The organism is Microbacterium sp. FG3 (assembly GCF_057809335.1).
This window is the reverse complement of sequence record NZ_JBMDJT010000026.1, coordinates 14037-38172: the sequence shown is the minus strand read 5'-3', so window position 1 is coordinate 38172 and position 24136 is coordinate 14037. Positions and strand designations below refer to the sequence as shown.

Here is a 24136-nt window from a genome sequence, read left to right as displayed (position 1 = left end):
CCCCCCCCCCCCCCCCCCCCCCCCCCCCCCCCCCCCCCCCCCCCCCCCCCCCCTGAGCCGAGAGGTTGCCGATGAGGCCGGCGAGACTCGCCTGCACGCGCGCCGTCCGGGTGCCGAGCGCCTCGGCACCGGCGTCGGTGATGGCCGTGAGCGTCGCGGCGTTCAGCAGCGAGGTGTTCGCCGGCAGGCCGTTCAGGCCCGTCGTGCTCTCCGCGTACGAGATGCGCTGCAGGTCGACCGTGATCTGGCCGTTGGCGAGGTCGATCGACGCGATGCCCGCCTCGTCCTGCAGCGGGGTGAGCAGCAGCTGCTGGATGAGCGCGTCGACGCCCTCCTCGACGCCGTCGACGCCGATGGTGCCGGTCGAGACGTCGACCGTCGCGAGACCGAGGACCGACAGGTTGAGATCGGCGGCCGCCAGGGCGGATCCGAGAAGTCCCTCCGGTCCCACCGCCGCGTCGAGCGTCGAGCCGATCGCCTGGGTCAGCACGCTGTCGAGCGTGGTCGTCAGGCCGGCGACGAGCGGGCTGGACAGCTCCAGCTGCGCGTCGGCGATCTGGTACTGCGAGGCGATGTCGACCGCGCCCGTCACGGGATCGCCGGCCGCGGTGGCGGTCGACGAGACGGCGCCGAGCTCGATCCCCGCGCTGTCGATGACGCCGTCGGTGACGAAGGTCAGGCCGAGCTGCTGATGGATCGCGGAATCCGCCTTACGCCCTTCGGATGCCCGGGCAGGGCTGGCCCGGCGGGCGTCCGCCGCGCGGCGATGAGCTCGCCGAGGGCGCGCTCGCGCTGTGCTCGGGCGCGCTCGGATGACGCCCGGCGAGGGCGCACCGCGGCGACGCGGCGCCCGCGGACCGCGGCCGGTGCACGGTGCCGGTCAGTGCGCGGCGATGACCTCGAGCACGGCGTCGCCGTAGGCGTCGCGCTTCTTCGCGCCGATGCCCGTGATGCCGTCCAGATCGGCGATCGAGGCGGGGCGGTGCTCGGCGAGGGCGCGCAGCGTGACGTCGCCGAACACCACGTAGGCCGGCACCCCCTGCTCGCGCGCCTGCTCCGCGCGCCAGGCGCGCAGCGCCTCGAACAGCGGCCGGTCGTCGGGGGCGAGCTGCTCGGCGGTCGACGACTTCTTCGGGCCGCTCGCGCGCGAGACGCGGCCGATCACATCGCGCCGCAGGCGCACCGGCGTCTCGCCGCGGAGCACGCCCGCACCGGCCGGACTCATGGCGAGGGTGCCGTACTCGCCCTGGGCCACGAGCAGGCCGCGGGCGAGCAGCTGGCGGATGACGCTGCGCCAGTCCTGCTCCGACAGGTCCTTGCCGATCCCATAGGTCGACAGCTCGTCGTGTCGCATCTTGCGGATGCGATCCGTCGAGGCCCCCCTCAGGATGTCGATCAGGTGACCGGCACCGAACGCCTGATTGCGCTCGCGCTGCAGCCGCACGATCGTGGAGAGCAGCTTCTGGGCGGGCACGAGGCCGTCCCACACCTCGGGCGGCTCGAGGCAGGTGTCGCAGTTGCCGCACGGGCCCGACTCCTGCCCGAAGTACGCGAGCAGGTTCTGACGGCGGCAGTCCACCGTCTCGCACAGGGCGAGCATCGCGTCGAGATGCTGCTGCTGGCGCTGCCGGATGGCGCGGTCGCCCTCGCCCTGCTGGATCATGCGCCGCTGCTGCACGACGTCGCCCAGTCCGTAGGCCATCCACGCGACGGCCGGTTCGCCGTCTCGACCGGCGCGGCCGGTCTCCTGGTAGTAGCCCTCGAGGGACTTCGGCAGGTCGATGTGGGCGACGAAGCGCACGTCCGGCTTGTCGATGCCCATGCCGAAGGCGATGGTCGCCACGACGACGACGCCGTCCTCGCGCAGGAAGCGGGACTGATGGCGCGACCGCGTGGCCGCGTCGAGCCCCGCGTGGTACGGGATGGCGTCGATGCCGTTGCCCGCCAGGAACGTCGCCGTCTCCTCCACCGACTTGCGGCTGAGCGCGTAGACGATTCCCGCCGATCCCTCGGGCTGGGCGCGGATGAAGGACAGCAGCTGCTTGCGCGGCTCGGTCTTCGCCTCGATCCGGTAGCGGATGTTCGGGCGGTCGAAGCTCGCCACGAAGTGCTTCGCGTCCGGCAGCCGGAGCCGCTCGGTGATCTCTCGGTGCGTCTCGCGCGTGGCGGTGGCGGTGAGCGCCATGCGCGGCACGCCGGGGAACCGCTCCCCCAGCCCGCCGAGGGCGAGATAGTCGGGGCGGAAGTCGTGGCCCCACTGGCTGACGCAGTGCGCCTCGTCGATCGCGATGACGCTCAGCGCGCCGCGCTCGAGCAGCCGGAGGGTCGCCTCCGAGTTGAGGCGCTCGGGCGCCACGTAGAGCAGGTCGAGCTGCCCCGAGACGTAGTCGCGTTCCACCTGCGCGCGCTCGGCGGGGCTCTGCGTGGAGTTGAGGTAGGCCGCGTTCACGCCGTTGGCGCGCAGCGCGTCGACCTGGTCGTGCATGAGCGCGATGAGCGGCGAGACGACGAGGCCCGTGCCCTCGCGCACGAGCGCCGGCACCTGATACGTGACGCTCTTGCCGCCGCCCGTGGGCATGAGCACGACCGCGTCGCCGCCGCCGACGACCTGCTCGACGATCGCGGCCTGGTCGCCCCGGAAGGCGTCGTAGCCGTAGACGGTCTTGAGCGCCTCGAGCGCCGTGCCGAATCGCGACGGCCGCGGCGTGGCTGTCGCCGGCGCGGCCGACGGAGCGGGCGCGGCGGATGGAGCCGCGTCCTGCGAGCCACCCCACGGGATGGGCCCGCCCGCGTAGTCGGGCTCCCAGTACTCGTCGCCGTAGGGGTCCGGCGGCGCCTCCTCGGACGGCGCCCACCCCTCGTACGGGTCGGGAAGCGCGCCGAGGGTCATGCCTCCAGCGTAGGCGGGGCGGCCGACACCGCGCGCCGGATGTGGACAGCCGATCTGCGCCGCGCGCCTGTGAACGGCCGGATGGGTTCCCCGTGGCCCGCGGACCTCGTAGCGTGGAGGCATGACGAACACGAGGGTCGAGCGCGTGGACGACCGGAACCGCTACGAGATCTACGTGTCGGACGCCCCCGACGCCGGAGCGACGCGCGAGGGCGAGACGCTGGCCGGCTACGCGGAGTTCTCGCAGGAGCAGGGCAAGATCCGGTTCGTCCACACCGTGATCGATCCGGCCTTCCGCGGCCGCGGCCTCGGCGACGTCCTCGCCGCCGAGGCGCTGGCGGACGTCGCCCGGCGCGGCGACACCATCGTGCCCCTGTGCCCGTTCATCGCGTCGTACCTCACCGAGAACGAGGTCGCCGGGGCGATCGTGGACTGGCCGCACGGCACGCCGCAGAATGCGGCCACTCCCCCCGAGCAGCCGGCCTGAGGCGCGCGCGGAGGGCGACGGCGATGACCCGCTACGACGTCGACGCCGGGGAGGCGGTCGACGGCGGATCCACCGACTGCGACGGGCCGCGCGCGCTGCTGCTCGAGCCGCGGCACGTGCCGCTCGGCGGCGTGCGCGCCATGGACGTGTCGCGTTCCCTGCCACAGCGCGACCTGCCGCTGGTCGGCGCGTGGTGCTTCCTCGACCGGTTCGGCCCGCAAGAGGCGATGATGCGCGTCGATCCGCATCCGCACATCGGTCTCCAGACGGTGACGTGGCCCCTCGTCGGCGAGGTGCGCCACCGCGACGCCGTCGGATCGGACGTGCGCATCACGCGCGGGCAGCTGAACATCATGACCGCCGGCGACGGCATCAGCCACTCCGAGTACTCCGTGGGCGACGAGCCCGGACCGATCGACGCGCTGCAGCTGTGGATCGCGCTGCCCGAGGGCGCGCGCCGCCAGGGGCCGCACTTCGAGCAGCACCGCGAGCTGCCGTCCGCCGCCGTCGCGGCGAGCGAGGGCGCCGACCCCGACATCACCGTCGTGGTCGGCTCGTTCGCGGGCGTCGACTCCCCCGCCGCCGTCTACAGCCCCATCGTGGGCGCCGAGATCCGTCTCGCCCCCGGCTCGCGCGTGCGGCTGCCGCTGCAGCGCGACTGGGAGCACGCCATCGTGCACGTGGAGGGCGATCTGCGGGTCCACGATGCGGCACCGGGCGGAGCGGCCTCCCTGTCGCTCGACCGGCTCGATCTGCTGTACCTGGGCGTGCACCGCGACGGGATCGAGGTGTCGACCGAGGGCGGGGCGATGGTGTTCCTGCTGGGCGGCGAGCCGTTCGGCGAGGACATCGTGATGTGGTGGAACTTCGTCGGCCGCTCGCACGACGAGATCGCCGAGGCGCGCGCGCACTGGGAGGCCCGCGACGCGAGGTTCGGATCCGTCGTGGGCCACGAGCCCGACGATCGCATCCCCGCACCGCCGCTGCCGAACGTGCGGCTCACCGCGCGGCGCCGCCGCATCTGAACCGCGCGCGATCGGTGCCGCCCACCCGCCCGGGGCGCAGGCGGATCGCAATAGGCTCGGGTGCGTGAGCAAGTCCGGTGTCCTCTCCACGCGCGTCCTCCTCGTCTGCGCCGCGATCGCGGTCGCGACGGGCGTGCTCGGCGGCATCGAGGGGTGGCTCACGATCCCCGTCCTCGCGGCGGCGCCGTTCCTGTACGGCTTCCTGCTGGGCGTGCACACGCTGCCCGGCATCGTCGCGCAGGAGCTGTTCCGGATGCCGTGGGTGGCGCTGGTGACGCACGTGCTCGCCGGCCTCGTCGGCGCCGCGATCGCGCCCGTGTGGGCGCCGCAGTTCCTCGGCACGGCGCTGCTGTTCGGCGGCATCCAGGAGGGCGTCGCGGCCGTGTTCCGGTACCGCGCCTGGAGCTGGTGGCGGTACCTCGTCTCGGCGCTGCTGATCGGCGCCCTCGTCGCGTTCGTCGTCGCCATGGCGGCCGACCTGGGCGAGCTGCCCGCGTGGGCGCAGGCCGCCTACCTCGCGCTGTCGCTGCTGGGCCCCGTGGCGTGGACGCTGCTCGGACTCTGGATCGGTCGCGGGCTCGAGCGCGCCGGCGTCACGCCGGGCCGCGGCAGGGAACGCGGGCGCCGGGCCGAGCGGCACCCGGCGCCGCGGGCGTGACCCGGGCGCGGCCGCATACGCTGATCGGATGACCGACGCCCCGCTCGCCGCGCTCGCGCGCGTGAGCGTCGCGCATCTCGACGCCCCGCGGCCGGCGCCGCGCGAGGTCTCGCTCGAGATCCGCACGGGCGAGGTCGTGCTGCTGCTCGGCCCGAGCGGAAGCGGCAAGACCACGCTCACCCTCACGCTCAACGGGCTCGTGCCGCACCACATCGACGCCGACGTCGAGGGCGTCGTGCGGATCGGCGGGCGGGACGCCGCGGGAGCGTCGCCCGCCCAGCTGAGCACGAGCGTCGGCATGGTGTTCCAGGACCCCGACGCGCAGCTGGTCACCTCGAGCGTGCTCGACGAGGTCGCCTTCGGCCTCGAGAACCTGCGCCTGGGCGCCGCGGAGGTGCGGGCGCGCAGCGAGGAGTCCCTGCGGCGCGTGGGCCTGTGGGAGCGCCGCCACGACGATCCGGACGAGCTCTCGGGCGGGGGCAAGCAGCGGCTCGCGATCGCCTGCGCGCTCGCGATGCGCAGCCCGCTGCTCGTGCTCGACGAGCCGACCGCGCAGCTCGATCCCGCGGGCGTGCGCGACGTGTACGCGGCGCTCGCCGACCTCGTCGCCGCCGGGGAGCACGCCGTCCTGCTCGTCGAGCACGACGTCGACGCCGCGCTGCCGCTCGCGACGCGCGTGGTCGTGCTCGACGCCGACGGACGCCTGGCCCACGACGGCGACCCCGCCGACGTGCTCGACCGCCACGCCGCCGAGCTGCGCGCGATGGGCGTGTGGCTGCCCCGGGACGGCGAGCCGAGCCGCCGGCCCGTGCCGACGCCCGCCGGCGACGTCGCCCCCGCCGTGTCGGCGCGCGGGCTGACGGTGCGGACGGGGCGCGGCCGGGGTCGCCGCGCGCTCATCCGCGACGTCTCGCTCGACGTGCCCGCGGGCTCGTTCACGGCGATCGTCGGGCCCAACGGCGCGGGCAAGACCACGCTGGCGCAGGCGCTCGCGGGCGTCGCACCCCCACCCCGCGGCACCGTGCGCGTCGCCGGGCTCGATGCGGGCGCCGCGCCCCCGCGACGCCTCGCCGAGCGCGTGGGGTTCGTGTTCCAGAACCCCGAGCACCAGTTCGTCTCCCACACCGTGCGCGGCGAGCTCGCGCACAGCCTGCGCCGCGTGCCGGGTGCCGAGCGCGACGCGCGCGTCGACGCGATGCTCGCCCGGTTCGGGCTGACCGAGCACGCGGATCGGCACCCCTATCGGCTCTCGGGCGGGCAGAAGCGGCGGCTGTCGGTCGCGACCGCGTTGATCGCGGGGGCCGACCGCCCCGGCGGGGTGCTCGTGCTGGACGAGCCGACCTTCGGGCAGGATCGCGCGCGGGCCGACGAGCTCCTGGCGCTGCTCGACGAGCTGCACGCCCACGGCACGACGGTGGTGGTGGTCACGCACGACCTGCGCCTGGTCGCCGAGCACGCCACGCACGTCGCGGTCATGGACGGCGGGGAGCTCGTCGCCGTCGGTCCCGCCGACGAGACCCTGCCGACCGCCCGCGCGGTGTTCGATCGGCCGCGCCCCCTCGAGACCGCCGAGGGGCCGGCCGGCGCGTCCGGGCCACGGCGGGCCGCGCCCCTCGAGCGGCTCGATCCGCTCGCGAAGCTCGCCGCCGTCCTGCCCGCGCTCGTCGGCGTCGTGTTCACGCGCGACCTGGCCACCCCGGCGGCCCTCGCGATCCTGTCGGCGCTCGTGCTGCTCGTCGGCGCGCGACGGGATCGGCGGCTGGGGCTGTGGCTCGGCGTCGCGCTGCCCGCCGTGCTCGTCGCCCTCGCGGCGGGCTTCGCGCTGTGGACCGATCCCCGCACGGGCACCGCGACGGGCCTGCGCCTCACGGCGATGCTCGCGATCGCGCTCGTCCCCGGCCTCACCACCACCGGTCCCGATCTCGTGCGCGCGATCGTGCAGCACCTGGGCGTGCCGTACCGGATCGGGTACGCCGCCCTCGCCGCGTACCGATTCGCCCCGCGCCTGCGGCGGGAGATGGCGATCATCCGCGCCGCCCATCGCGTGCGCGGCACGGGCGGAACGCGTCTGTCGCGCGCCGCCGCGTCTTTCGTGCCCCTGCTGGCCGGCGCCATCCGGCACGCCGAACGGGTGGCCCTCGCGATGGATGCGCGCGCGTTCGGCGCCCACCCCACCCGCACGGAGCGGCGCGTCCTGTGCTGGCGGACCGCCGACACCGTGGCCGTGGTGGCCGGATGGGCCGCCACGGCCGCCGTCTTCATCGCCTTCGCGGCGATCACGCTGCCGCGCGGGTGGATGTGACAGAGTAAGGGCGGGTTCGGGACGTCCTGCCCACGAAGGATCGGCGCCGAACGACGGCGCCGGTGAGAGTTGGAGACGACATGACGGAGTTCGATCCGGCATACGCGGGCACGTGGATCATCGACCCGGCCCACTCGCGCTTCGGGTTCGCAGTCAAGCACGCGATGGTCTCGAAGGTGCGCGGCGCCTTCCACGACATCTCGGGCAAGCTCGTGGTCGGCGAGGGTGGCATCGACGACGCCCACGTCGAGGTCCGCGTCAAGGCCGCGAGCGTGAACACGGGCAACGAGCAGCGCGACGCGCACCTGCGCACGGGAGACTTCTTCGAGGTCGAGAAGTACCCCGAGATCACCTTCGAGTCGACGAGCTTCGACCAGGTGGGCGAGAACGCCTTCCTCGTCAACGGCGCGCTGACGATCAAGAACACGATGAAGCACGTGGGCATCCCGCTGGAGTTCACGGGCATCGGGCGCGACGCCAACGGCCGCCTGCGCGCCGGCTTCGAGGGCACCCGGCGGATCGATCGCCGCGATTTCGGCCTGGAGTGGCAGGTGCCGCTCGACGCCGGCGGCGTGCTCGTGTCGGAGCGCATCACGCTCGAGTTCGAGCTCAGCCTCATCCATCTGGAGGACGGCGAGACCGCCGACTGATCCGCATGAGAAAGGCGGGCCGCTCCCGAGGGGGCGGCCCGCCTTTCACGTGCGTGCTGCGGCTTACGCCGTGGTCAGCTCCTCGACCGTGGGGGCGCCGGCCAGCTCGTCGATGAGGTCGTCGCCGGGGCGCACCTCGTCGAACGGAGCCTGGATCTCGGCCCGCTGCAGCATCTCGGTCATCTTGCGACGACGCTGACGGGTGATCAGCGTGACGACGCGGCCGGAGTTGCCCGCGCGGCCGGTGCGGCCGGCGCGGTGCAGGTACGTCTTGTACTCGTCGGGGGCGTCGGCCTGGATCACCAGGTCGACGTCGTCCACGTGGATGCCGCGCGCGGCGACATCTGTGGCGACGAGCACGCGGGCGCGGCCCTTCATGAAGCGCTCGATGTTGCGCGTGCGCTTGGCCTGGTTCAGGTCGCCGTGCAGCGAGATCGCATCGATCCCGGCGTCGTCGAACTGCTCGGCGAGCATCTCGGCGAAGGCGCGCGTGCGGGTGAAGACGAGCGTCTTGCCCTCGCGGTCCACGAGCGCGTCGAGGATCTCGGACTTCGAGCGCTGGTCGACCACGAGCACGCGGTGATCGATCGTGCCGGTCTCCTGCGTCTCGCCGGCGACCTCGTACACCTGCGGGTCGACGAGGAACTCGTCGACGAGCGCGGCGACCTCGCGGTCGAGCGTCGCCGAGAAGAGCAGCTTCTGGCCGCCCTCGCTCGTCAGGCGCAGGATGTCCTGCACGGGCTCGAGGAAGCCGAGCTCGCACATGTGGTCGGCCTCGTCGAGCACCGAGATCTGGATCTGCGAGAGGTCCAGCTTGCCCTGGCGCTGCAGGTCGCCGATGCGACCGGGCGTGCCGATGATGATGTCGACGCCCTTCTTCAGCGCGCCCACCTGGCGCGCCTGGGGCACGCCGCCGTAGATCTGCGTGGTGAACAGGCCCACGCTGCGGGCGATCGGCTGCACGGTGCGGTCGATCTGCAGCGCGAGCTCGCGCGTCGGCGCCATGATCAGCGCGACCGGCGAGCGGCCGAACTCGCGCTTCTGACCCGCCTTGGCGCGGAGGATCTTCTCGACCAGCGGGGCGCCGAAGGCGATCGTCTTGCCCGAGCCGGTGCGGCCGCGGGCCAGCACGTCGCGACCCTCGAGGATCGACGGGGCCGTCGACGCCTGGATCGGGAACGGCTTGGAGGCACCCAGGTCGGCGAGGGCGCGGACGATGTTGTCGCCCAGGCCCAGGTCGCCGAAGGTCATCTCGGTGACGTCCTCGGCCTGCACAGCCTGCGCCTCGAGACGCTCGTGGACGACGTCGATCTGCTCCTCCTGCTGCTTGGAGCGCACGGGCGCCTCGCGGCGCTCCTGCCACGCGCGCTCGCCCTCGGTCTGGCGGCGGGCGGGGCGCTCGCCGTCGAACTCGCGGCGGGCGGGGCGCTCGTCGCGGTCGAAACGGCGGGCCGGGCGGTCGTCACGGTCGAAGCGCGGGCGCTCGTCGCGGGCCGGGCGGTCGTCGCGGTTGTAGCGGGGGCGGTCGCCCTCGAAGCGGCGGGCCGGACGCTCGTCGCGCTCGTAGCGCGGGCGCTCGGTGCGCTCGCCGTAGGAGCGGGCCGGGCGGTCGTCGCGGTTGTAGCGGGGACGCTCGGTGCGCTCGCCGTACGAGCGGGCCGGGCGGTCGTCGCGGTCGAAGCGGGGGCGCTCGTCGCGCCCCGGGCGGTCGCCGTAGGAGCGAGCCGGGCGGTCGTCGCGGTTGTAGCGCGGGCGGTCGTCGCGAGCCGGGCGGTCGTCGCGGCGGAAGCCGCCGGCGCGCTCGGGGCGGTCGCCGTAGGAACGGCGCTCACCGGCGGGGCGGTCGCCGTACGTGCGACGCTCGCCGCGGTCGTTCGTGCGCTCCGGGCGACCGGCGCGGTCGTCGCGACGGGGGCCGTCGAAGCGGCGGTCGCCGGTCGAGCCGGTGCGCTCGTCGCGGGCACCCGTGCGGGCGCCGCGGTCGTCGGCCGACCAGCGGGGCTTGCGCTCGTCGTCGCGACCGTGGCCGCGGAACGGGCCTCCGGTCGACTTCTTCGCGTAGCGCGGGTCGAAGTTCTTCGGGGCGCGAGCGCCGGATCGATTGGTGTTCTTGGGCATGCGAAAGTACGCACCTTCCATAGGTGTCATGCGGCCACGTCAGGACCACACACACCCGCGCACACATACGCGGAATCCCAAAGCCGACCCCTCAGCGTACCGAACCCGCCTGGGAGAAAGCCTGTGCGGGTGGCGCGGCTCAGCCGCGCAGGGCGCGACGGCTGGTCTGCACCGGCGAGGCGTTCGGCAGCGTCCCGTGCTCGACGTGCGCCGAGGCGGCGTCGCGCGGCGCCACCGGTGCCGGACCGACCGGCGCCGCCGCGGGCGAGGGCTGCAGCGCGGGCGCCTCGGCCTCCGCACGATCCGGTGCGACCGATCCGGTCGAGGCGTCCGACCCGCCCGGCGCGGTGGGACCGTCGTCCGGGCCGCCGTCGCCGGACGGTGCCGCGCCGCCGCCGCGGCGGGCGATCCGCCGCTCCTTGGCCCCCTCGACGAGGTTGTACAGCGTGGGCAGCACGATGAGCGTGAGGAAGGTCGACGACACGAGACCGCCGATCACGACGATCGCCAGCGGCTGCGAGATGAAGCCGCCGTGCCCGGTGATGCCGAGCGCCATCGGGGTGAGCGCGAAGATCGTCGCGAGCGCCGTCATGAGGATCGGCCGCAGACGCATGGACGAGCCCACGAGCGTGGCGTCGCGCGTGCTGAGTCCGTGATGCTCGCGGTACTGGTTCACGAGGTCGACGAGCACGATGGCGTTCGTGACGACGATGCCGATGAGCATGAGCACGCCGATGAGCGAGGCGACGCCGAGCGGCACGCCCGTGACCACCTGCAGCAGGATCGCGCCGGTCGCCGCGAACGGCACCGAGACGAGCAGCAGCAGCGGCTGGCGCAGCGACTTGAAGGTCGCCACCATCACGACGTAGACGATGAGGATCGCCGCGAGCATGGCGAGACCCAGCTGCGAGAACGACTCGGCCTGCTGCTCGGCCACGCCGCCCACCTCCGCCCGCGCGCCGTCCGGCAGGTCGACAGCGTCGAGCGCCGCGGTCACCGAGGCCGTCGCCTCCGCGAGGTTGTCGCTCGCCGGCGGCACGGTGATGGCGGCGGTGCGTCGACCCTGCACCGTCGTGATCGACGTGGGGCTGGCCGTCTCCTCCACCGTGGCGATGTCCTGCAGCTGCACCATCCCGAGCGCGCTGGGGATCTCCAGCTCGCGGAGCTCCTGGATCGTCGCCGGCGGGTCCTCGACGGCGATGTACACCGTGAGCGCCGTGTCGTCGATCTCGACGGTGCCGATCTGCTGATCGTTCATCGTGTTCGAGACGATCCCGCCGACGGCGACCTCGCTGAGGCCCCGCTGCGCGGCCGCCTCACGGTCCACGACCACGCCGATGTACGGCAGGCTCGCGGCCAGGTCGTCCGTCACCTCGCCCACGCCGGCGCGCCCGTCGAGCTCGGCGACGATCGCGTCGGTCGCCTCCTGCAGCGTCTGCGGGTCGGGTGCCGAGACGCTCACCTCGATGTCGGTGGATCCGAACCCGGCCGCCGCGGCCACGGTGATCTCGCCCGCATCCTCCAGGCCGGCCACGGCCTCCTGCACGTCGGCGCGCAGCACCTCCTGGTCGACGTCGGCGTCGGTCATGATCGAGAACGTCGCCGATCCGCCACCCGAGAAGGCATCCTGCAGCGGCGATCCGCTCGATCCCACCGAGACCTGCACGGTCTCGATGCCGTCGACGCCCTCGAGCGCCTGCTCCACCTTCGCCGCGGCCTCGTCCTTGGCCTCGAGGCTCGCGCTCGGACCGAGGTCCTGCGTGACGGTCATGGTGTTCTGCCCGGTGTCGCCCAGGAAGTTCACCTTCATGAGCGGCGCCATCGCCACCGTGCCGCCGAGCACGAGCACGGCGATCAGCAGCGTCACCCAGCCGTGCTTGAGCGTCCACCGCAGCACGGGCAGGTAGGCCCGCTGCAGGCGCGAGGGCGGGGCGTCGGGGCTCTCGGGGTCGATCTGCCTGCCGTCGGCGTCGCGCAGCGGCTTGCCCGGCTTCATGAACCAGTACGCCAGCACCGGCACGATCGTCAGCGCGACGAAGAGCGAGGCGAGCATCGCCAGGCCCACCGTGAGCGCGAACGGCCGGAACAGCTCGCCGACCATGTCGCCCACGAAGGCGATCGGCAGGAACACAGCGACCGTCGTGATCGTCGACGACGTGATGGCGCCCGCGACCTCGCGCACGGCGAGGCGGATCGCGTCGCCCTTGTCGGCGTCGCCCACATAGTGCCGCTTGATGTTCTCGATCACGACGATCGAGTCGTCGACCACGCGGCCGATCGAGATCGTCAGCGCGCCGAGCGTGAGCATGTTGAGCGAGTAGCCGAACGCCTGCATGCCGGTGAACGCGATGAGCACGCTCGTCGGGATCGAGATCGCCGTGACGAGCGTCGACCGGATCGACAGCAGGAACACGAGGATCACGACGACGGCGAAGACGAGGCCGAGCATGCCCTCGACGGCGAGCGTCTCGATCGACTGGACGATGAACGGCGCCTGGTCGAACACGACCGTGAACTCCGCGTCGGGGAACGTCTCGCGCAGGTCCGCGACGGCGGCGAGCACGCCGTCCGAGACCTCGACGGTGTTGGCCGCCGGCAGCTTCGTGATCGAGATCGAGATGGCGTCCTCGCCGTTGACGCGCGAGATCGACGAGACCGGATCGTTCGCCAGCTCGACGCTCGCCACGTCGCCGATCGTGGTGACGTCGGGAACGACGGGCGCACCGGTGGCGGGGTCGAGCTGCGGCTCGCCGGGGGCGGCGACGAGCGGGAGCGCCGCGATGTCTTCGACCGAGGTCACCTTCGCGCCGGTCTGCACCGTGAGCGTCTCGTCGCCCTCGGTGATGTCGCCACCGGGGAACAGCACGCCGTTCTGCTCCATGGCGTCGCCGATCGCCTGGGTCGAGAAGCCGCGCGCCGCGAGTTCGGCGGTGTCGGGCGTGATCGTGATCCGCTGCCCCACGCCGCCGACGATCGACGCCGAGGCGACGCCGTCGACGTCCTCGAGCTCGGGGATGGCGGAGTTCTCGAGCTCGCCCTGCGCGTCCTCGCCCTCGCCGAATCCGCTCACGGCGATCTGGATCACGGGCAGGTCGTCGATGCTCACCGACATCACCTGCGGATCGACGTCCTCGGGCAGCTGGGCGCGGCTGATCGCCTGCTGGATCTTCTGCTCCGCCGTGCCGAGGTCGGTGCCGTACGCGAACATCGCCTGCACGATCGACGCGTTCGTCGTGCTCGTGGCGGTCGTCGAATCGAGGTCGGGGACCGACTGGATGGCCTCCTCGATCGGCGTCGACACGTCGTTCTCGACCACCTCGGGCGAGGCGCCGGGGTAGGTGCTCATGACGATGAGCGCGGGCAGCTCGATCGACGGGATGAGCTCCTGCTTCAGGCTCGTGAGCCCGATGCCGCCGAAGACGGCGGCGCAGATCGTGATGAGCGCGATGAGGGCGCGGTTCTTGAGGCTGAGGACGGCGAGTTTCGACAAGACGGGGACTCTCGATCTCGACCGGCGGCGCCGGTCGACACCGCCGATACGGTGCTGTATCCGACGCGATCAGTCTGGCACAGGGCGCGCGCGCCACGCGCGGGGGACATCCCCCGTGTTCACGCGCCGAACGCGGCCGCGGTCAGCAGGCCGAGCGCGGCGGCGAGCACGCACAGCAGCAGGGTGCCGACGCCGTTGCCGACGGCCGCGACGCGACGACCCGCGAGCCACAGCTCGACCGTGTCGACCGAGACGGTCGAGAACGTCGTGTAGCCGCCGAGCAGCCCGGTGGTAACGACGGTGAGGATCGGCGATCCCGCGCCGGCGAACGCGGTCGCGAGGATCGCCATGACGTAGCAGCCGCTGACGTTCACGAGCAGGATCGGCCACGGGAAGCCGCGCGAGGGGCGCAGCGCGGCGTCGATCATCCAGCGCAGACCCGCGCCGACCCCGCCGGCGAGCGCGACGGCCAGCACCTCGAGGGGGTTCACGCGTCGCCCCCGCTCGCCGCGCGGCGCCCGATGGCGTAGCCGACGGCGGCCAGCCCCGCCGGCAGCGCGACGAACAGCAGCGCCCCGCCGACGGCGAGCAGCAGCAGCGTGCCCGCGGCGGCCAGAGGGCTCGCCTGCGCGCCGGCCTCGACCGAGCTCACTGTCACGAGCGCGAACACCGGCGCCAGCGCGCTGTACGACGTGAAGCCGCCCAGCACGCCCGTGCCGAGGAACGCGCGCAGGCGCGGCCGGTCGCCCGCCCAGCCCACGAGCACGCCCAGCAGCCCCGAGCCGAGCGCGTTGACGAGAAGGACCATCGGCAGCCCCAGGAGCGGATCGCTCGTGTCGGCCGTGAGCAGGTACCGCCCGGTCACCCCCACCGCCCCGCCGGCGACGACGAGCGGCAGCAGCCCCCACCGAAGGGGCGAGCGGCGGAAGCGGACGGCCACCCGCCCACAGTATCCCCTTGCGGATCGAGATATATCGTGTTTCACTCTTTCATATCGAGATATATCTCGAATTCACCGCCGGGCGATCCGGCCGTCTTGCAGGAGCGAGGACCATGGAGAAATGGCTGATCCACCCGGGCGAGAACCGGGTCATCGACGTCGAGGGCGTGCTGTCGCTCAAGATCGGCCTCGTCGGCGGGCAGATCGACGTGATCGCCCACGACGAGCCCGACGTGCGCGTCGAGATCCGCGGCGTGACCGTGAAGGACCTGCGGGTCGAGCTCTCGGGCGGCCAGCTCGAGATCGACCACCCGCAGTTGCGGTGGGACAACTTCCTCGAGGTGTTCCGCAACTTCGGCGCGGGCGGACCGCGCGCCGAGATCAGCGTGGCGGCGCCGCGCGATGTCGCGCTCACGCTGGGCGTGGTCAGCGCGACCGCTCTTGTCGCGGGTCTGCGCCGCGACGTCTCGGTCAACACCGTCTCGGGCGATGTGCTCGTCGACGGCCACGAGGGCGCGCTGCGCGTGAACGCCGTCTCGGGCGACGTGCAGGTGCGCGGCCTCACCGGCCCGTTCGACGCGCACACCGTCTCGGGCGACGTGATGGTCTCCGGCGCCGTGACGAAGGCCGACATCGACTCGGTGTCCGGCACCGCCTTCGTCGACGCCGAGGGCCCGATCGGCGCGATCTCGCTCAACGGCGTCTCGGGCGGGGCCACCTTCCGGCTCGACGCCGACTACCCCGCCAACTACGTGCTGCGCAGCGCGAGCGGCCGGCTCACGGTCGACGGCGTGCCGCGCGGCAGCGGCGTGCCCTCCAGCTACAGCGGATCGACCGGGGAGCTCTCCGGCGCCTTCGCCGACGTCCGCGCCAACACGGTCGCGGGTGACATCACGGTTGTGCGCCGCGGCGGCACGGCCGGCGCCGAGGACGCCGCGAGCACCGAGGCACCCCTGACCCCGCCGAAGGACGGTGACCTCTGATGCCCGCCGTCTTCTCGCACGGCGACCTGCGGCTGTACCTGCTGAACCTGCTGAACGAGGCGCCGCGCCACGGCTACGACATCATGCAGGCCCTCGCCGAGCGCACGGGCGGCACCTACACCCCGAGCGCCGGCACGATCTACCCCCGGCTGTCGAAGCTCGAGGAGGAGGGGCTCGTGACCAAGACCGCCGACGGCCGCAAGACGGTGTACGAGATCACCGACGCGGGCCGCGCCGAGGTGGCCTCGCGCGCGGACGACATCGCGGGCATCGAGGCGGGGCTGGCCGACTCGGTCCGGATCATCGCCGACGGCGTGCGCGCGAGCGTGCGCGAGGCGATGAAGAGCCTGCGCGCCGATCTCGCGGCCGCCGCCCACGCCGAGCGGACCTCTCCGCCGCCTGCGGCCGACGACCGCGCGCAGTCGCGCGAGCAGCTGCAGCGCGCGGAGGCCGTGGTCGCGGACTTCCGCGGCCGGGTCCGCAGCGAGCTGCGCACGCACGTCGCGCGCGGCGGGGAGCTCGCGCCCTCCGTGGTCGACGACCTCGCCCGCACCCTCGACGAGGCGGCGCGCGAGCTCACCCGCGTGCTCAGGGGCTGAGATGGCGGTTCCCGAACCGCGGTGGCCGGCCGGCCCGCCTGGCGCACCGGCCGACCGTGGACGGATCCGGGGGTGGATCGATCGCCACCCGCGGATCCGTCGCGGCTACCGGACGACCGTGGGCACCGTCGGCGGCATCGTCACCGCGCTCGGGGTGATCCTGCTGCCGCTGCCGGGGCCCGGAGCGCTCGTGCTGCTCGGCGGTCTCGCCATCCTCGGCACGGAGTTCGCGTGGGCGCGCCGCAGCGCGGCGTGGATGCGCCGCCAGATCGCGCGGATCGCCGCCTGGTGGAAGCGGCGCCAGGAGCGCCGGCGGCGCCGCGACGACCTCGCCGTCAGGTGAGGTCGGAGGGCGGGTACTCCTCGTCGTCGGCGAGCAGCTCGCCCTGCGGCACGACGAGCAACGGGATCGACTGGCGGTGCGAGAGGCGCGCGGCGACCGACCCCGTGAAGAACTCGCGCAGCGACTCGCCGAAGCCCCGCTTGCGCGTGCCGATCACGATGAGCTTCGCGTCGATCTTCGTCGTGAAGTGCTTCAGCGCCAGCGCCGGGTCGCCCACGAGCTGCCGGGCGGTCCATTCCGCCCTGCCGTCGAGCGCCTCCGCCGCGTGGGCCTTGACGGCCTCGAACTCCTCGGCGCCGGCGTCGACGTTGATGTCGATCGGCGCGGAGTGCACGTACCCGTCCGGGTCCTCGTAGGTGACGAAGCGCGTCACATCGACGTGCACGACCACGAGCGGAGCGCCCATCAGCTTGGCGTATCGGGCGGCTTCTCGGAGGACTCGCGGGTTCTGATCGGGCACCGCTCCGACGACGACGGCCCCCTGCAGGGCCTTGTCCTCGTCCGGAATGCGGACGCCTCCGGCGGTCTCCGCCTGGTTCTCCGACATCGTCATCGCCCCCTTCAGGGTTGCCAGGAGGCCGGTGCTTCCAGCCCTCGTGGTATCCTCAAGTCTACTCTTTCCGGCCGTTCCGCCGGTGAATTCGATCACATCGGGGCAGCACCCGCAGCTCAATACGAGGGGGTCTCGCGCATGGGGCGTGGCCGTCAGAAGGCGAAGCACACAAAGCTCGCCCGTGAACTCAAGTCGTACAGCCCTGCCGTTGACTACAACGCGCTGGAGCGCGAACTCGGCAGCCACAACGACGACGACCTGTACGTCGACAAGTGGGCCGACGAGTACACGGACAACGACGAGGACGACGACGAGGCGGCATAAGCCATCCGTCGTGAGATCGCCGTGGGTTCCCACCCACGGCGATTTTCTCGTGCCCGGATTCAGCCGCGCCGACCCGCGCTGAGGCCAGCCGGGCTCAGGAGCTCTGCGATCCCTCGACCCACTCGAGATACTCGTCGGTGACGGTGCCCGTCACGTAGCGGCCGTCGAAGCAGCTCATGTCGAGATCGCGGAAGGCCGCCTCTCCCGTGGCGCTCTCGATGATCGCGTCGCGCAGATCGTCGACCTCCTGGTAGACGAGGTAGTCGCAGCCGAGCGCCTCCGCGATCTGCGGGATGGTGCGCCCGTGCGCGATGAGCTCGTGGCGTGAGGGCATGTTGATGCCGTAGACGTGGGGGTGACGCACCGGCGGCGCCGCCGACGCGAAGGTGACCGTCTTCGCGCCCGCGGCGTACGCCATCTGCACGATCTGCTTGCTCGTCGTGCCGCGCACGATCGAATCGTCGATCAGCAGCACGTTCTTGCCCTGGAACTCGCTCGACATGGCGTTGAGCTTCTGGCGCACGCTCTTCTTGCGCACCGCCTGGCCCGGCATGATGAACGTGCGGCCGACGTAGCGGTTCTTGTAGAAGCCCTCGCGGTACTCGATGCCCAGCACGCGCGCCACCTCCATCGCCGCGGGACGCGACGAATCCGGGATCGGCATGACCACGTCGATGAGGCCCTCGGGCACGTGCTTCGCGATCGTCGCCGCCAGCTTCTCGCCCATGCGCAGGCGCGACTCGTACACCGAGACGCCGTTCATGATCGAGTCGGGGCGCGCGAGGTACACGTACTCGAACGAGCACGGCAGCAGCTGGGGGTCGTCGGCGCACTGCTTGGAGAACAGCTCGCCGTCGTTCGAGATGAACACCGCCTCGCCGGGCTCCACGTCGCGCACCACCTCGTAGTCCGCGTTCTCGAGCACGAGCGACTCGCTCGTGACGACCCACTCGTCGCGGCCGTCCTCGCCCGTGCGGCGGCCCAGGATGAGCGGGCGGATGCCGAACGGATCGCGGAAGGCGAGCAGGCCGTAGCCGGCGATGATCGAGATCACGGCGTACGCACCCTCGATGCGGCGCTGCGTGCGGGTGACGGCCTCGAAGATGCGCTCGGGCTCGAGGTCGACGGGGCTCGTGGTCGCCTGCAGCTCGTTGGCGAGCACGTTGAGCAGCAGCTCGGTGTCGCTGGACGAGTTGAGGTGCCGACGGTCGCGGCGGGCCATGTCGGCCGTGAGCTCGCGCGTGTTCGTGAGATTGCCGTTGTGGATGAGGACAAGGCCGTACGGCGAGTTCACGTAGAACGGCTGCGCCTCCTCCTCGGCCGACGCCGTGCCCTTCGTGGCGTAGCGCACGTGGCCGAGGCCGACGTTGCCGAGCAGCGATCGCATGTCGCGGGTGCGGAACGCCTCGCGCACCTGGCCCGGCTTCTTCTGCAGGTGCATGACGCCGTTGGGTTCGGCCGTCGCGATGCCCGTGGCGTCCTGGCCGCGGTGCTGCAGAAGGAGAAGCGCGTCGTAGATGTCCTGGTTGACCGGGGAGCTCCCGACCATTCCGACGATGCCGCACATGGGGTGGTTACTTCGTCCGTTCTCTCCGTGTCAGCGGGCCGCGTACGCGCCGACCAGGCGCACCGCGCCGCCGTCGACGCCCTTGGCGCCCTGCTCGAATCCGTCGCCCGGCGGGTCGCCGGCGCCGACCGATCCGACCTGCCAGGCCGGGATGCCGTCCTCGGCCAGCGCCGCGACGGCCGCGTCGACGACGGCCGGATCGACGATCGCGAGGAAGCCGATGCCGAGGTTCCAGGTGCCCTCGCTCGACTCGAGCGTGGTGCCGGCGATGTCGCTCAGCACGCGGAAGACGGGGCTCGGGCTCCAGGTCGACCGATCCACCTCGGCCCACGTGCCGCGGGGCAGCACGCGCGCGAGGTTGGCCGCGATGCCGCCGCCCGTGACGTGGCTGAGGCTGTGCACGCCGTCGTCGGTCTGCGCGATGAGGCGCAGCAGCGGCGAGGTGTACAGGCGCGTGGGCTCGAGCAGCGCCTCGCCCCACGTGGTGCCGAGGTCGGCGGCGTGGTCGCCGTAGCCGATGCCGGCGCCGCTGAGGATGTGGCGCACGAGGGAGTAGCCGTTGGAGTGCAGGCCGCTCGAGCCGAGCGCCAGCACGGCGTCGCCAGGGCGCACGCGCTCGGCGCCGAGCACCGCGTCGGCCTCGACCACGCCGGTGGCCGCGCCGGCGACGTCGTAGTCGTCCACGCCCAGCAGGCCGGGGTGCTCCGCCGTCTCGCCGCCGACGAGGGCCGTGCCCGTCGCGCGGCACGCGTCGGCGATCCCGCGCACGATGTCGGCGATCCGCTCGGGGAACACCTTGCCGCACGCGATGTAGTCGGTCATGAACAGCGGGCGGGCGCCCACGACGACGATGTCGTCGACGACCATGCCGACCAGGTCCTGCCCGATCGTGTCGTGCTTGTCGATCGCCTGCGCGATCGCCACCTTCGTGCCGACGCCGTCGGTGCTCGTCGCCAGCAGCGGGCGACGGTAGCCCCTCAGCGCGCTGGCGTCGAACAGGCCGGCGAACCCGCCGACGCCGCCGAGCACCTCCGGCCCCTGCGTGGCGCGCACCGACGACTTCATCAGCTCGACGGCGAGGTCGCCGGCGGCCGTGTCGACACCGGCCTCGGTGTACGTGGAGTTGTGCGCGGACGTGCGCGCGGAAGTGGGATCGGAGACCACGGGGTCAAGACTATCTGCCGCGCCCGCGTGCTGGATGCGAGGGGGCTGGACGGACCGGCGACGCCGGCCGTCCGCGTCCCTAGACTGACCGCATGCAGGCATCGGAGTGGCCGAGCTGGCGTGTGACCGAGGGCACGGACCTCGGCGTGCTCGTCGCGCTCTACCTGCGCGGCGCCCTGGGCGTGCGTGCGCCCGAGCAGCTCCCGTCGCTGCGCGGCGCACCCACCGGCGCCGAGGCGTCCGACGTGCTGGCCGCGCAGTGGCTGCAGTACTGGGACATGACGGTGGAGCCGCTCGCCCACCCGGCGGACGAACCGCTGGAGCTCGTCGACGGGTTCGGCGACCTCGTCGCCGTCCCGGAGAGCTCCGTGCGGCTGGCGACCGCGATCGCGCCCCTCGCGCCCGCCGCGCTCGAGTTCGCCGACGCGGCGCTCCGGCGACTGAACCTCGAGCAGCACGGCCGCGGATCGGGCGGGGTCTGGAACAGCCTCGTCCGCGACGAGGAGAGGCGGCTCGGCCGCCCGGCGCATCCGTTCGTGCTGAACGTGCAGATCCTGCCGTTCGCGCAGCGCGGGCTCTGGCGGATCGGCGAGCTCACGATCGCGGTCAGCGACGGGCTGCGCGGCGACGTGGCCGCGTACGGCAAGGCCGTGCGGCCGATCGTGGCCGACCTCGTGTGACGGTCAGCCCTCGTCGACGATCTCGTGCACGGCGTGCGCCTGGCGCACCCGGCGGCCCACCGTGCGGTCGAGCAGCAGCGCCACGAGCATCCCGACGAGGATGCCGGCGGGCAGGCACCACAGCAGGATGAAGCCGAACGCCTGCGAGGCGCTGTACTCGATCTCGGTGTAGCGGCTCGGCTCGGACGTGCCGTCGAACACCGTCGACAGGATCATGGCCGCCGCAATGCCCAGCATGGCGCCGAGCGCGGCGAAGACGCCGTACTTCGGCGCGCGACGGACGCCGACGAGCTCGTCGGCGCGCGCGGGGATCTGCGAGGACATGCGGCTATTCAAACACCCGAACCCTGAATGCTGCCGGTGATCTCGGGCCGCCCGCTCAGGGCCGCAACGGCAGCAGCGCGGCGATGTCGGCGCGGACCCCGGAGGCCGAGATGCGCCCCTCGGCTCGCGCCTCATCCCACCGCGCCGCGCCCGTGGCGAGGTCGATCCAGGTCGCCGCATCCATCTCGACGACGTTGGGTGGCGTGCCGCGGGTGTGCCGCGGCCCCTGGATGACCTGCGCGGCGCCGAAGGGCGGCACGCGCACCTCGACCGACGCGCCCGGCGCCTTCTCGACGAGCAGCTGCAGCAGGTAGCGCACGGCGGTGGCGAGCTGCGGCCGCGCCGGCTTCTCGCCTGCCTCGCGCGCCGCCCGCACGGCGGCGAGCGCCTCCCGCCCGTCCCCGGTCTCGATCCGCTTCCCCATCCCCCCATTCAACAGCGGATCCGGGCGGGCACGCGCGCGGCGGGGACCGTAGGCTGGTGCGCGTGAAGATCCTCGTCCTCGGCTCCGGCGCCCGCGAGCACGCGATCATCCTGGCCCTGCGCTCGGAGTCCACCGCTCACGAGATCCTCGCCGCGCCCGGCAACGCCGGCATCGCGCGGGACGCGACCCTGGTCACCCTCGACATGCTCGACCCCGCGGCCGTCACCGGCTTCGCGAACGAGAACGCCGTCGACCTCGTCGTGATCGGGCCCGAGGCGCCGCTCGTGGCCGGCGTCGCCGATGCGCTGCGCGAGCGCGGCATCCCGGTGTTCGGCCCCGGCCGCGCCGCCGCCCAGCTGGAGGGCTCGAAGGCGTTCGCGAAACGGATCATGGAGGCCGCGGGCGTGCCGACGGGGCGCGCGACGCACGCCGGCACCGAGGAGGCCGTCGCGGCAGCACTCGACGCGTTCGGCGCGCCCTACGTCGTGAAGGCCGACGGCCTGGCCGCCGGCAAGGGCGTGATCGTGACGGAGGATCGCGCGGCGGCACTCGCCCACGCGGCGCAGTACCTGCCGAGCGGGCCGGTGCTCGTGGAGGAGTTCCTCTCGGGCCCCGAGGTCTCGCTGTTCTTCCTCAGCGACGGCGACACGGTCCGCGCCCTCAGCCCCGCCCAGGACTTCAAGCGCGCGCTCGACGGCGACGCCGGCCCGAACACCGGCGGGATGGGCGCGTACTCGCCGCTGCCGTGGCTGGCCGAGCGCTTCGGCGGCGAGGCGGAGTTCGTCGCTGAAGTGACCGAGCGGATCGCCGTGCCCGTGATCCGGCAGCTCGACGCCGAGGGAACGCCGTTCGTCGGGCTGCTGTACGCCGGCCTCATCCTCACCGACGCCGGCGTGAAGGTCATCGAGTTCAACGCCCGCTTCGGCGACCCCGAGACCCAGGTGGTGCTCCCCCGGCTGCGCACCCCGCTGTCGGAGCTGCTCCTGGCCGCCGCGCGCGGCACGCTCGAGGAGGCGCCCGCGCCGGAGTTCTCGGACGACGCCGCCGTGACCGTGGTGCTTGCGAGCGAGGGCTACCCCGAGGCGCCCGTCACGGGCCGCCCGCTGACGGGGCTGGACGAGGCCGCGGCCGTCGAGGGCGTGCACCTCGCCCACGCGGCCACGCGCGCCGAGGGCGACGCGCTGCTGGCCACGGGCGGCCGCGTGCTGAACGTCGTGGCGCTGGCGCCCGACTTCGCCACGGCCCGCGCCCGCGCCTACGACGCCATCGACCGCATCGGACTCGAGGGCTCGCACCACCGGCGCGACATCGCCGCCTGCGTGGGCTGACGAGGCCGCCGCCACGACGGAGGGGGACGACATGACCGACGGGATGACCTCGAGCTCGCGTCTGCGAACGATGCGGATGATCGTCTCGACCTACCTGGGCGTGATCCCGCTGATGGGCGTCGTGATGGCATTCGTGGTGCCCGCCGAGGACCCCTGGGGCATGCCGGACGTGCTCGGGCTCGCGTTGCCGGTCGCCGTCGGCGTCGCCGCCTGGGCCGGCATCGTCACCGTCGGGCTGCGCGTGCCGCCGCTGCCGGCCTCGCACGTCGAGGCGGCGCCGGGCGCGGGGGCCAGCGTGTACCAGTCGACGATGTTCGTGCGGATGGCGCTCGCGACGGCGCCGGCGCTCGTGTCGATCGCGCTGCTGTTCGCCCTGCCGCACGCGACGATGATCACGTTCGCGATCGGGGCCGTGATCTCCCTCGCGCTGCTCGCGGTCTACGCCTACCCGAACCGCTACAACGCGCGCCTCGTCGAGCGGCGCCTCGACAGCGCCGGTGCGCGGTCCGGCCTGGCCGAGGGCCTCGGACTCGGCCGCTCCCCCGAGGCGCCCACCGGCTACAGCGGCAGCGCCACCTTCCACTGACGCAGGCGTCAGGCCTCGGGCGGTGTCTCGCCGGCGCGCTCGACGAGCACGGCCAGCTGGGGACGGTTGGCCGCGCCCAGCTTGAGCCTGGCGGCCTGGACGTGCGACTTCGCCGTCGACGGCGCGACGTGCATCGCCCGCGCGATCTGCTCGTCGCTCGCCCCGGCTGCCACGAGACGCGCGGCCTCCCGCTCGCGCTCCGTCAGCTGCGCGAACCGCGTCACCGCGTCGCGCCGCGCCTCGCCGCCCGTGCCCGCGCCGAGTCGCTGGACCAGCTCGCGCGTGTGCCGGGGCGCGAGGAACGCGTCACCGCGGGCGACGGTGAGCACCGCGTCGGCGAGGGCGTCGGGCGCCGTGTCCTTCAGCACGTAGCCGTAGGCGCCGGCCTCGAGCATGCGCAGCACGGTCTCGGTGCCCGCGACGCTCGTCATCGCGACCACCGCGGTGTCGACCTGGGCCAGCAGCTCCCTCGTCGACTCGATGCCGTCCATGGCGGGCATCTGGATGTCCATCAGCACGACGTCGGGACGGTGGGCGCGGGCCAGCTCGATCGCCTCCCGGCCGTTCTCCGCGACGCCGACGACTTCGATGTCGGGCCGCGGACCGAGGATCAGCGTGACGGCCGTGCGCGCCAGGTAGTCGTCGTCCACGACCAGCACGCGCACGGGACGCTCGGGATGGTCGGTGGGCACGCGGCCACG

Annotated in this window: 24 protein-coding genes; 12 read left to right on the top strand and 12 right to left on the bottom strand. The window is 73.1% G+C overall.

Annotated elements, in window-relative coordinates:
* Together ACODR5_RS09640 and recQ are read right to left on the bottom strand one after the other, a co-directional pair.
* Positions 1-679 (bottom strand): choice-of-anchor G family protein (locus ACODR5_RS09640; RefSeq protein ID WP_488983478.1); only part of this gene is annotated, 679 nt, incomplete at its 3' end.
* A 201-nt stretch (positions 680-880) separates the two neighbouring features.
* Entirely contained in the window at positions 881-2890 is a 2010-nt protein-coding gene (recQ, locus tag ACODR5_RS09635; protein ID WP_488983476.1) for a DNA helicase RecQ, read from the bottom strand.
* 121 nt (positions 2891-3011) lie between these two features.
* On the opposite strand from recQ, the gene ACODR5_RS09630 reads away from it, so the two are divergent.
* From ACODR5_RS09630 to ACODR5_RS09610, 5 genes are all read left to right on the top strand, one after another.
* Complete coding sequence (locus ACODR5_RS09630; protein WP_488983475.1) at positions 3012-3377, top strand: GNAT family N-acetyltransferase; 366 nt, start codon at positions 3012-3014, stop codon at positions 3375-3377.
* Between the two features lie 23 nt (positions 3378-3400).
* On the top strand, positions 3401-4402 hold the full coding sequence (locus ACODR5_RS09625) for a pirin family protein (RefSeq protein WP_488983474.1): 1002 nt from the start codon (positions 3401-3403) through the stop codon (positions 4400-4402).
* A 64-nt stretch (positions 4403-4466) separates the two neighbouring features.
* Positions 4467-5060, top strand: coding sequence for an ECF transporter S component (locus ACODR5_RS09620; RefSeq protein WP_488983473.1), 594 nt, complete (start codon positions 4467-4469; stop codon positions 5058-5060).
* Positions 5061-5088: 28 nt separating this feature from the next.
* On the top strand, positions 5089-7362 hold the full coding sequence (locus ACODR5_RS09615; RefSeq protein WP_488983472.1) for an ATP-binding cassette domain-containing protein: 2274 nt from the start codon (positions 5089-5091) through the stop codon (positions 7360-7362).
* A gap of 80 nt (positions 7363-7442) precedes the next feature.
* Complete coding sequence (locus ACODR5_RS09610; protein WP_488983471.1) at positions 7443-8012, top strand: YceI family protein; 570 nt, start codon at positions 7443-7445, stop codon at positions 8010-8012.
* A 63-nt stretch (positions 8013-8075) separates the two neighbouring features.
* Here ACODR5_RS09610 and ACODR5_RS09605 read toward each other — a convergent pair whose 3' ends face one another.
* From ACODR5_RS09605 to ACODR5_RS09590, 4 genes are all read right to left on the bottom strand, one after another.
* Positions 8076-10130 carry a DEAD/DEAH box helicase gene (locus ACODR5_RS09605; RefSeq protein WP_488983470.1) on the bottom strand — a complete coding sequence of 685 codons (2055 nt, stop codon included), beginning with the start codon at positions 10128-10130 and terminating at the stop codon, positions 8076-8078.
* Between the two features lie 139 nt (positions 10131-10269).
* Positions 10270-13620, bottom strand: coding sequence for an efflux RND transporter permease subunit (locus ACODR5_RS09600; RefSeq protein WP_488983469.1), 3351 nt, complete (start codon positions 13618-13620; stop codon positions 10270-10272).
* Positions 13621-13739: 119 nt separating this feature from the next.
* The gene (locus ACODR5_RS09595; protein ID WP_449853808.1) at positions 13740-14111 is read right to left on the bottom strand and encodes a fluoride efflux transporter FluC; all 372 of its coding nucleotides are present in this window, start codon (positions 14109-14111) and stop codon (positions 13740-13742) included.
* On the bottom strand, positions 14108-14560 hold the full coding sequence (locus ACODR5_RS09590) for a FluC/FEX family fluoride channel (RefSeq protein ID WP_488983468.1): 453 nt from the start codon (positions 14558-14560) through the stop codon (positions 14108-14110). Before ACODR5_RS09590 ends, ACODR5_RS09595 begins: the two co-directional genes overlap by 4 nt.
* A 113-nt stretch (positions 14561-14673) precedes the next feature.
* On the opposite strand from ACODR5_RS09590, the gene ACODR5_RS09585 reads away from it, so the two are divergent.
* From ACODR5_RS09585 to ACODR5_RS09575, 3 genes are all read left to right on the top strand, one after another.
* Positions 14674-15543 carry a DUF4097 family beta strand repeat-containing protein gene (locus tag ACODR5_RS09585; RefSeq protein WP_488983467.1) on the top strand — a complete coding sequence of 290 codons (870 nt, stop codon included), beginning with the start codon at positions 14674-14676 and terminating at the stop codon, positions 15541-15543.
* Complete coding sequence (locus ACODR5_RS09580; RefSeq protein ID WP_488983466.1) at positions 15543-16142, top strand: PadR family transcriptional regulator; 600 nt, start codon at positions 15543-15545, stop codon at positions 16140-16142. Before ACODR5_RS09585 ends, ACODR5_RS09580 begins: the two co-directional genes overlap by 1 nt.
* A 118-nt stretch (positions 16143-16260) precedes the next feature.
* A complete protein-coding gene (locus ACODR5_RS09575; protein ID WP_488983465.1) occupies positions 16261-16485 on the top strand; it encodes a PGPGW domain-containing protein in 225 nt (74 codons plus the stop codon).
* Here ACODR5_RS09575 and ACODR5_RS09570 read toward each other — a convergent pair.
* Positions 16478-17038 (bottom strand): universal stress protein, encoded by a 561-nt coding sequence (locus ACODR5_RS09570; RefSeq protein WP_449853813.1) that lies wholly within the window; start codon positions 17036-17038, stop codon positions 16478-16480. The genes ACODR5_RS09575 and ACODR5_RS09570 overlap by 8 nt on opposite strands.
* A 138-nt stretch (positions 17039-17176) precedes the next feature.
* Between ACODR5_RS09570 and ACODR5_RS09565 the strand changes: the two genes are divergently transcribed.
* Entirely contained in the window at positions 17177-17362 is a 186-nt protein-coding gene (locus ACODR5_RS09565) for a DUF3073 domain-containing protein (protein WP_449853814.1), read from the top strand.
* Between the two features lie 94 nt (positions 17363-17456).
* Here the strand turns inward: ACODR5_RS09565 and purF are convergent, their stop codons facing one another.
* Both purF and purM read right to left on the bottom strand, forming a co-directional pair.
* Positions 17457-18929, bottom strand: a complete 1473-nt coding sequence (gene purF / locus ACODR5_RS09560) for an amidophosphoribosyltransferase (protein ID WP_488983464.1) — start codon at positions 18927-18929, stop codon at positions 17457-17459.
* Between the two features lie 30 nt (positions 18930-18959).
* Positions 18960-19994, bottom strand: a complete 1035-nt coding sequence (gene purM / locus ACODR5_RS09555; protein ID WP_488983477.1) for a phosphoribosylformylglycinamidine cyclo-ligase — start codon at positions 19992-19994, stop codon at positions 18960-18962.
* A gap of 191 nt (positions 19995-20185) precedes the next feature.
* Here purM and ACODR5_RS09550 point away from each other — a divergent pair, with 191 nt between their 5' ends.
* Complete coding sequence (locus tag ACODR5_RS09550; protein WP_449853816.1) at positions 20186-20773, top strand: zinc-binding alcohol dehydrogenase; 588 nt, start codon at positions 20186-20188, stop codon at positions 20771-20773.
* A 3-nt stretch (positions 20774-20776) separates the two neighbouring features.
* Here the strand turns inward: ACODR5_RS09550 and ACODR5_RS09545 are convergent, their stop codons facing one another.
* Positions 20777-21097 (bottom strand): potassium transporter Trk, encoded by a 321-nt coding sequence (locus tag ACODR5_RS09545; protein WP_449853817.1) that lies wholly within the window; start codon positions 21095-21097, stop codon positions 20777-20779.
* 55 nt (positions 21098-21152) lie between these two features.
* Positions 21153-21521, bottom strand: coding sequence for a sterol carrier family protein (locus tag ACODR5_RS09540; protein WP_488983463.1), 369 nt, complete (start codon positions 21519-21521; stop codon positions 21153-21155).
* Between the two features lie 62 nt (positions 21522-21583).
* On the opposite strand from ACODR5_RS09540, the gene purD reads away from it, so the two are divergent.
* Together purD and ACODR5_RS09530 are read left to right on the top strand one after the other, a co-directional pair.
* Positions 21584-22849, top strand: a complete 1266-nt coding sequence (purD, locus tag ACODR5_RS09535; RefSeq protein ID WP_488983462.1) for a phosphoribosylamine--glycine ligase — start codon at positions 21584-21586, stop codon at positions 22847-22849.
* A 31-nt stretch (positions 22850-22880) separates the two neighbouring features.
* Positions 22881-23435: a hypothetical protein gene (locus ACODR5_RS09530; protein ID WP_488983461.1), complete on the top strand. Its 555-nt coding sequence runs from the start codon at positions 22881-22883 to the stop codon at positions 23433-23435.
* A gap of 8 nt (positions 23436-23443) precedes the next feature.
* Here the strand turns inward: ACODR5_RS09530 and ACODR5_RS09525 are convergent, their stop codons facing one another.
* Complete coding sequence (locus tag ACODR5_RS09525; RefSeq protein WP_460815705.1) at positions 23444-24127, bottom strand: response regulator; 684 nt, start codon at positions 24125-24127, stop codon at positions 23444-23446.
* Positions 24128-24136 lie beyond the last annotated feature (9 nt).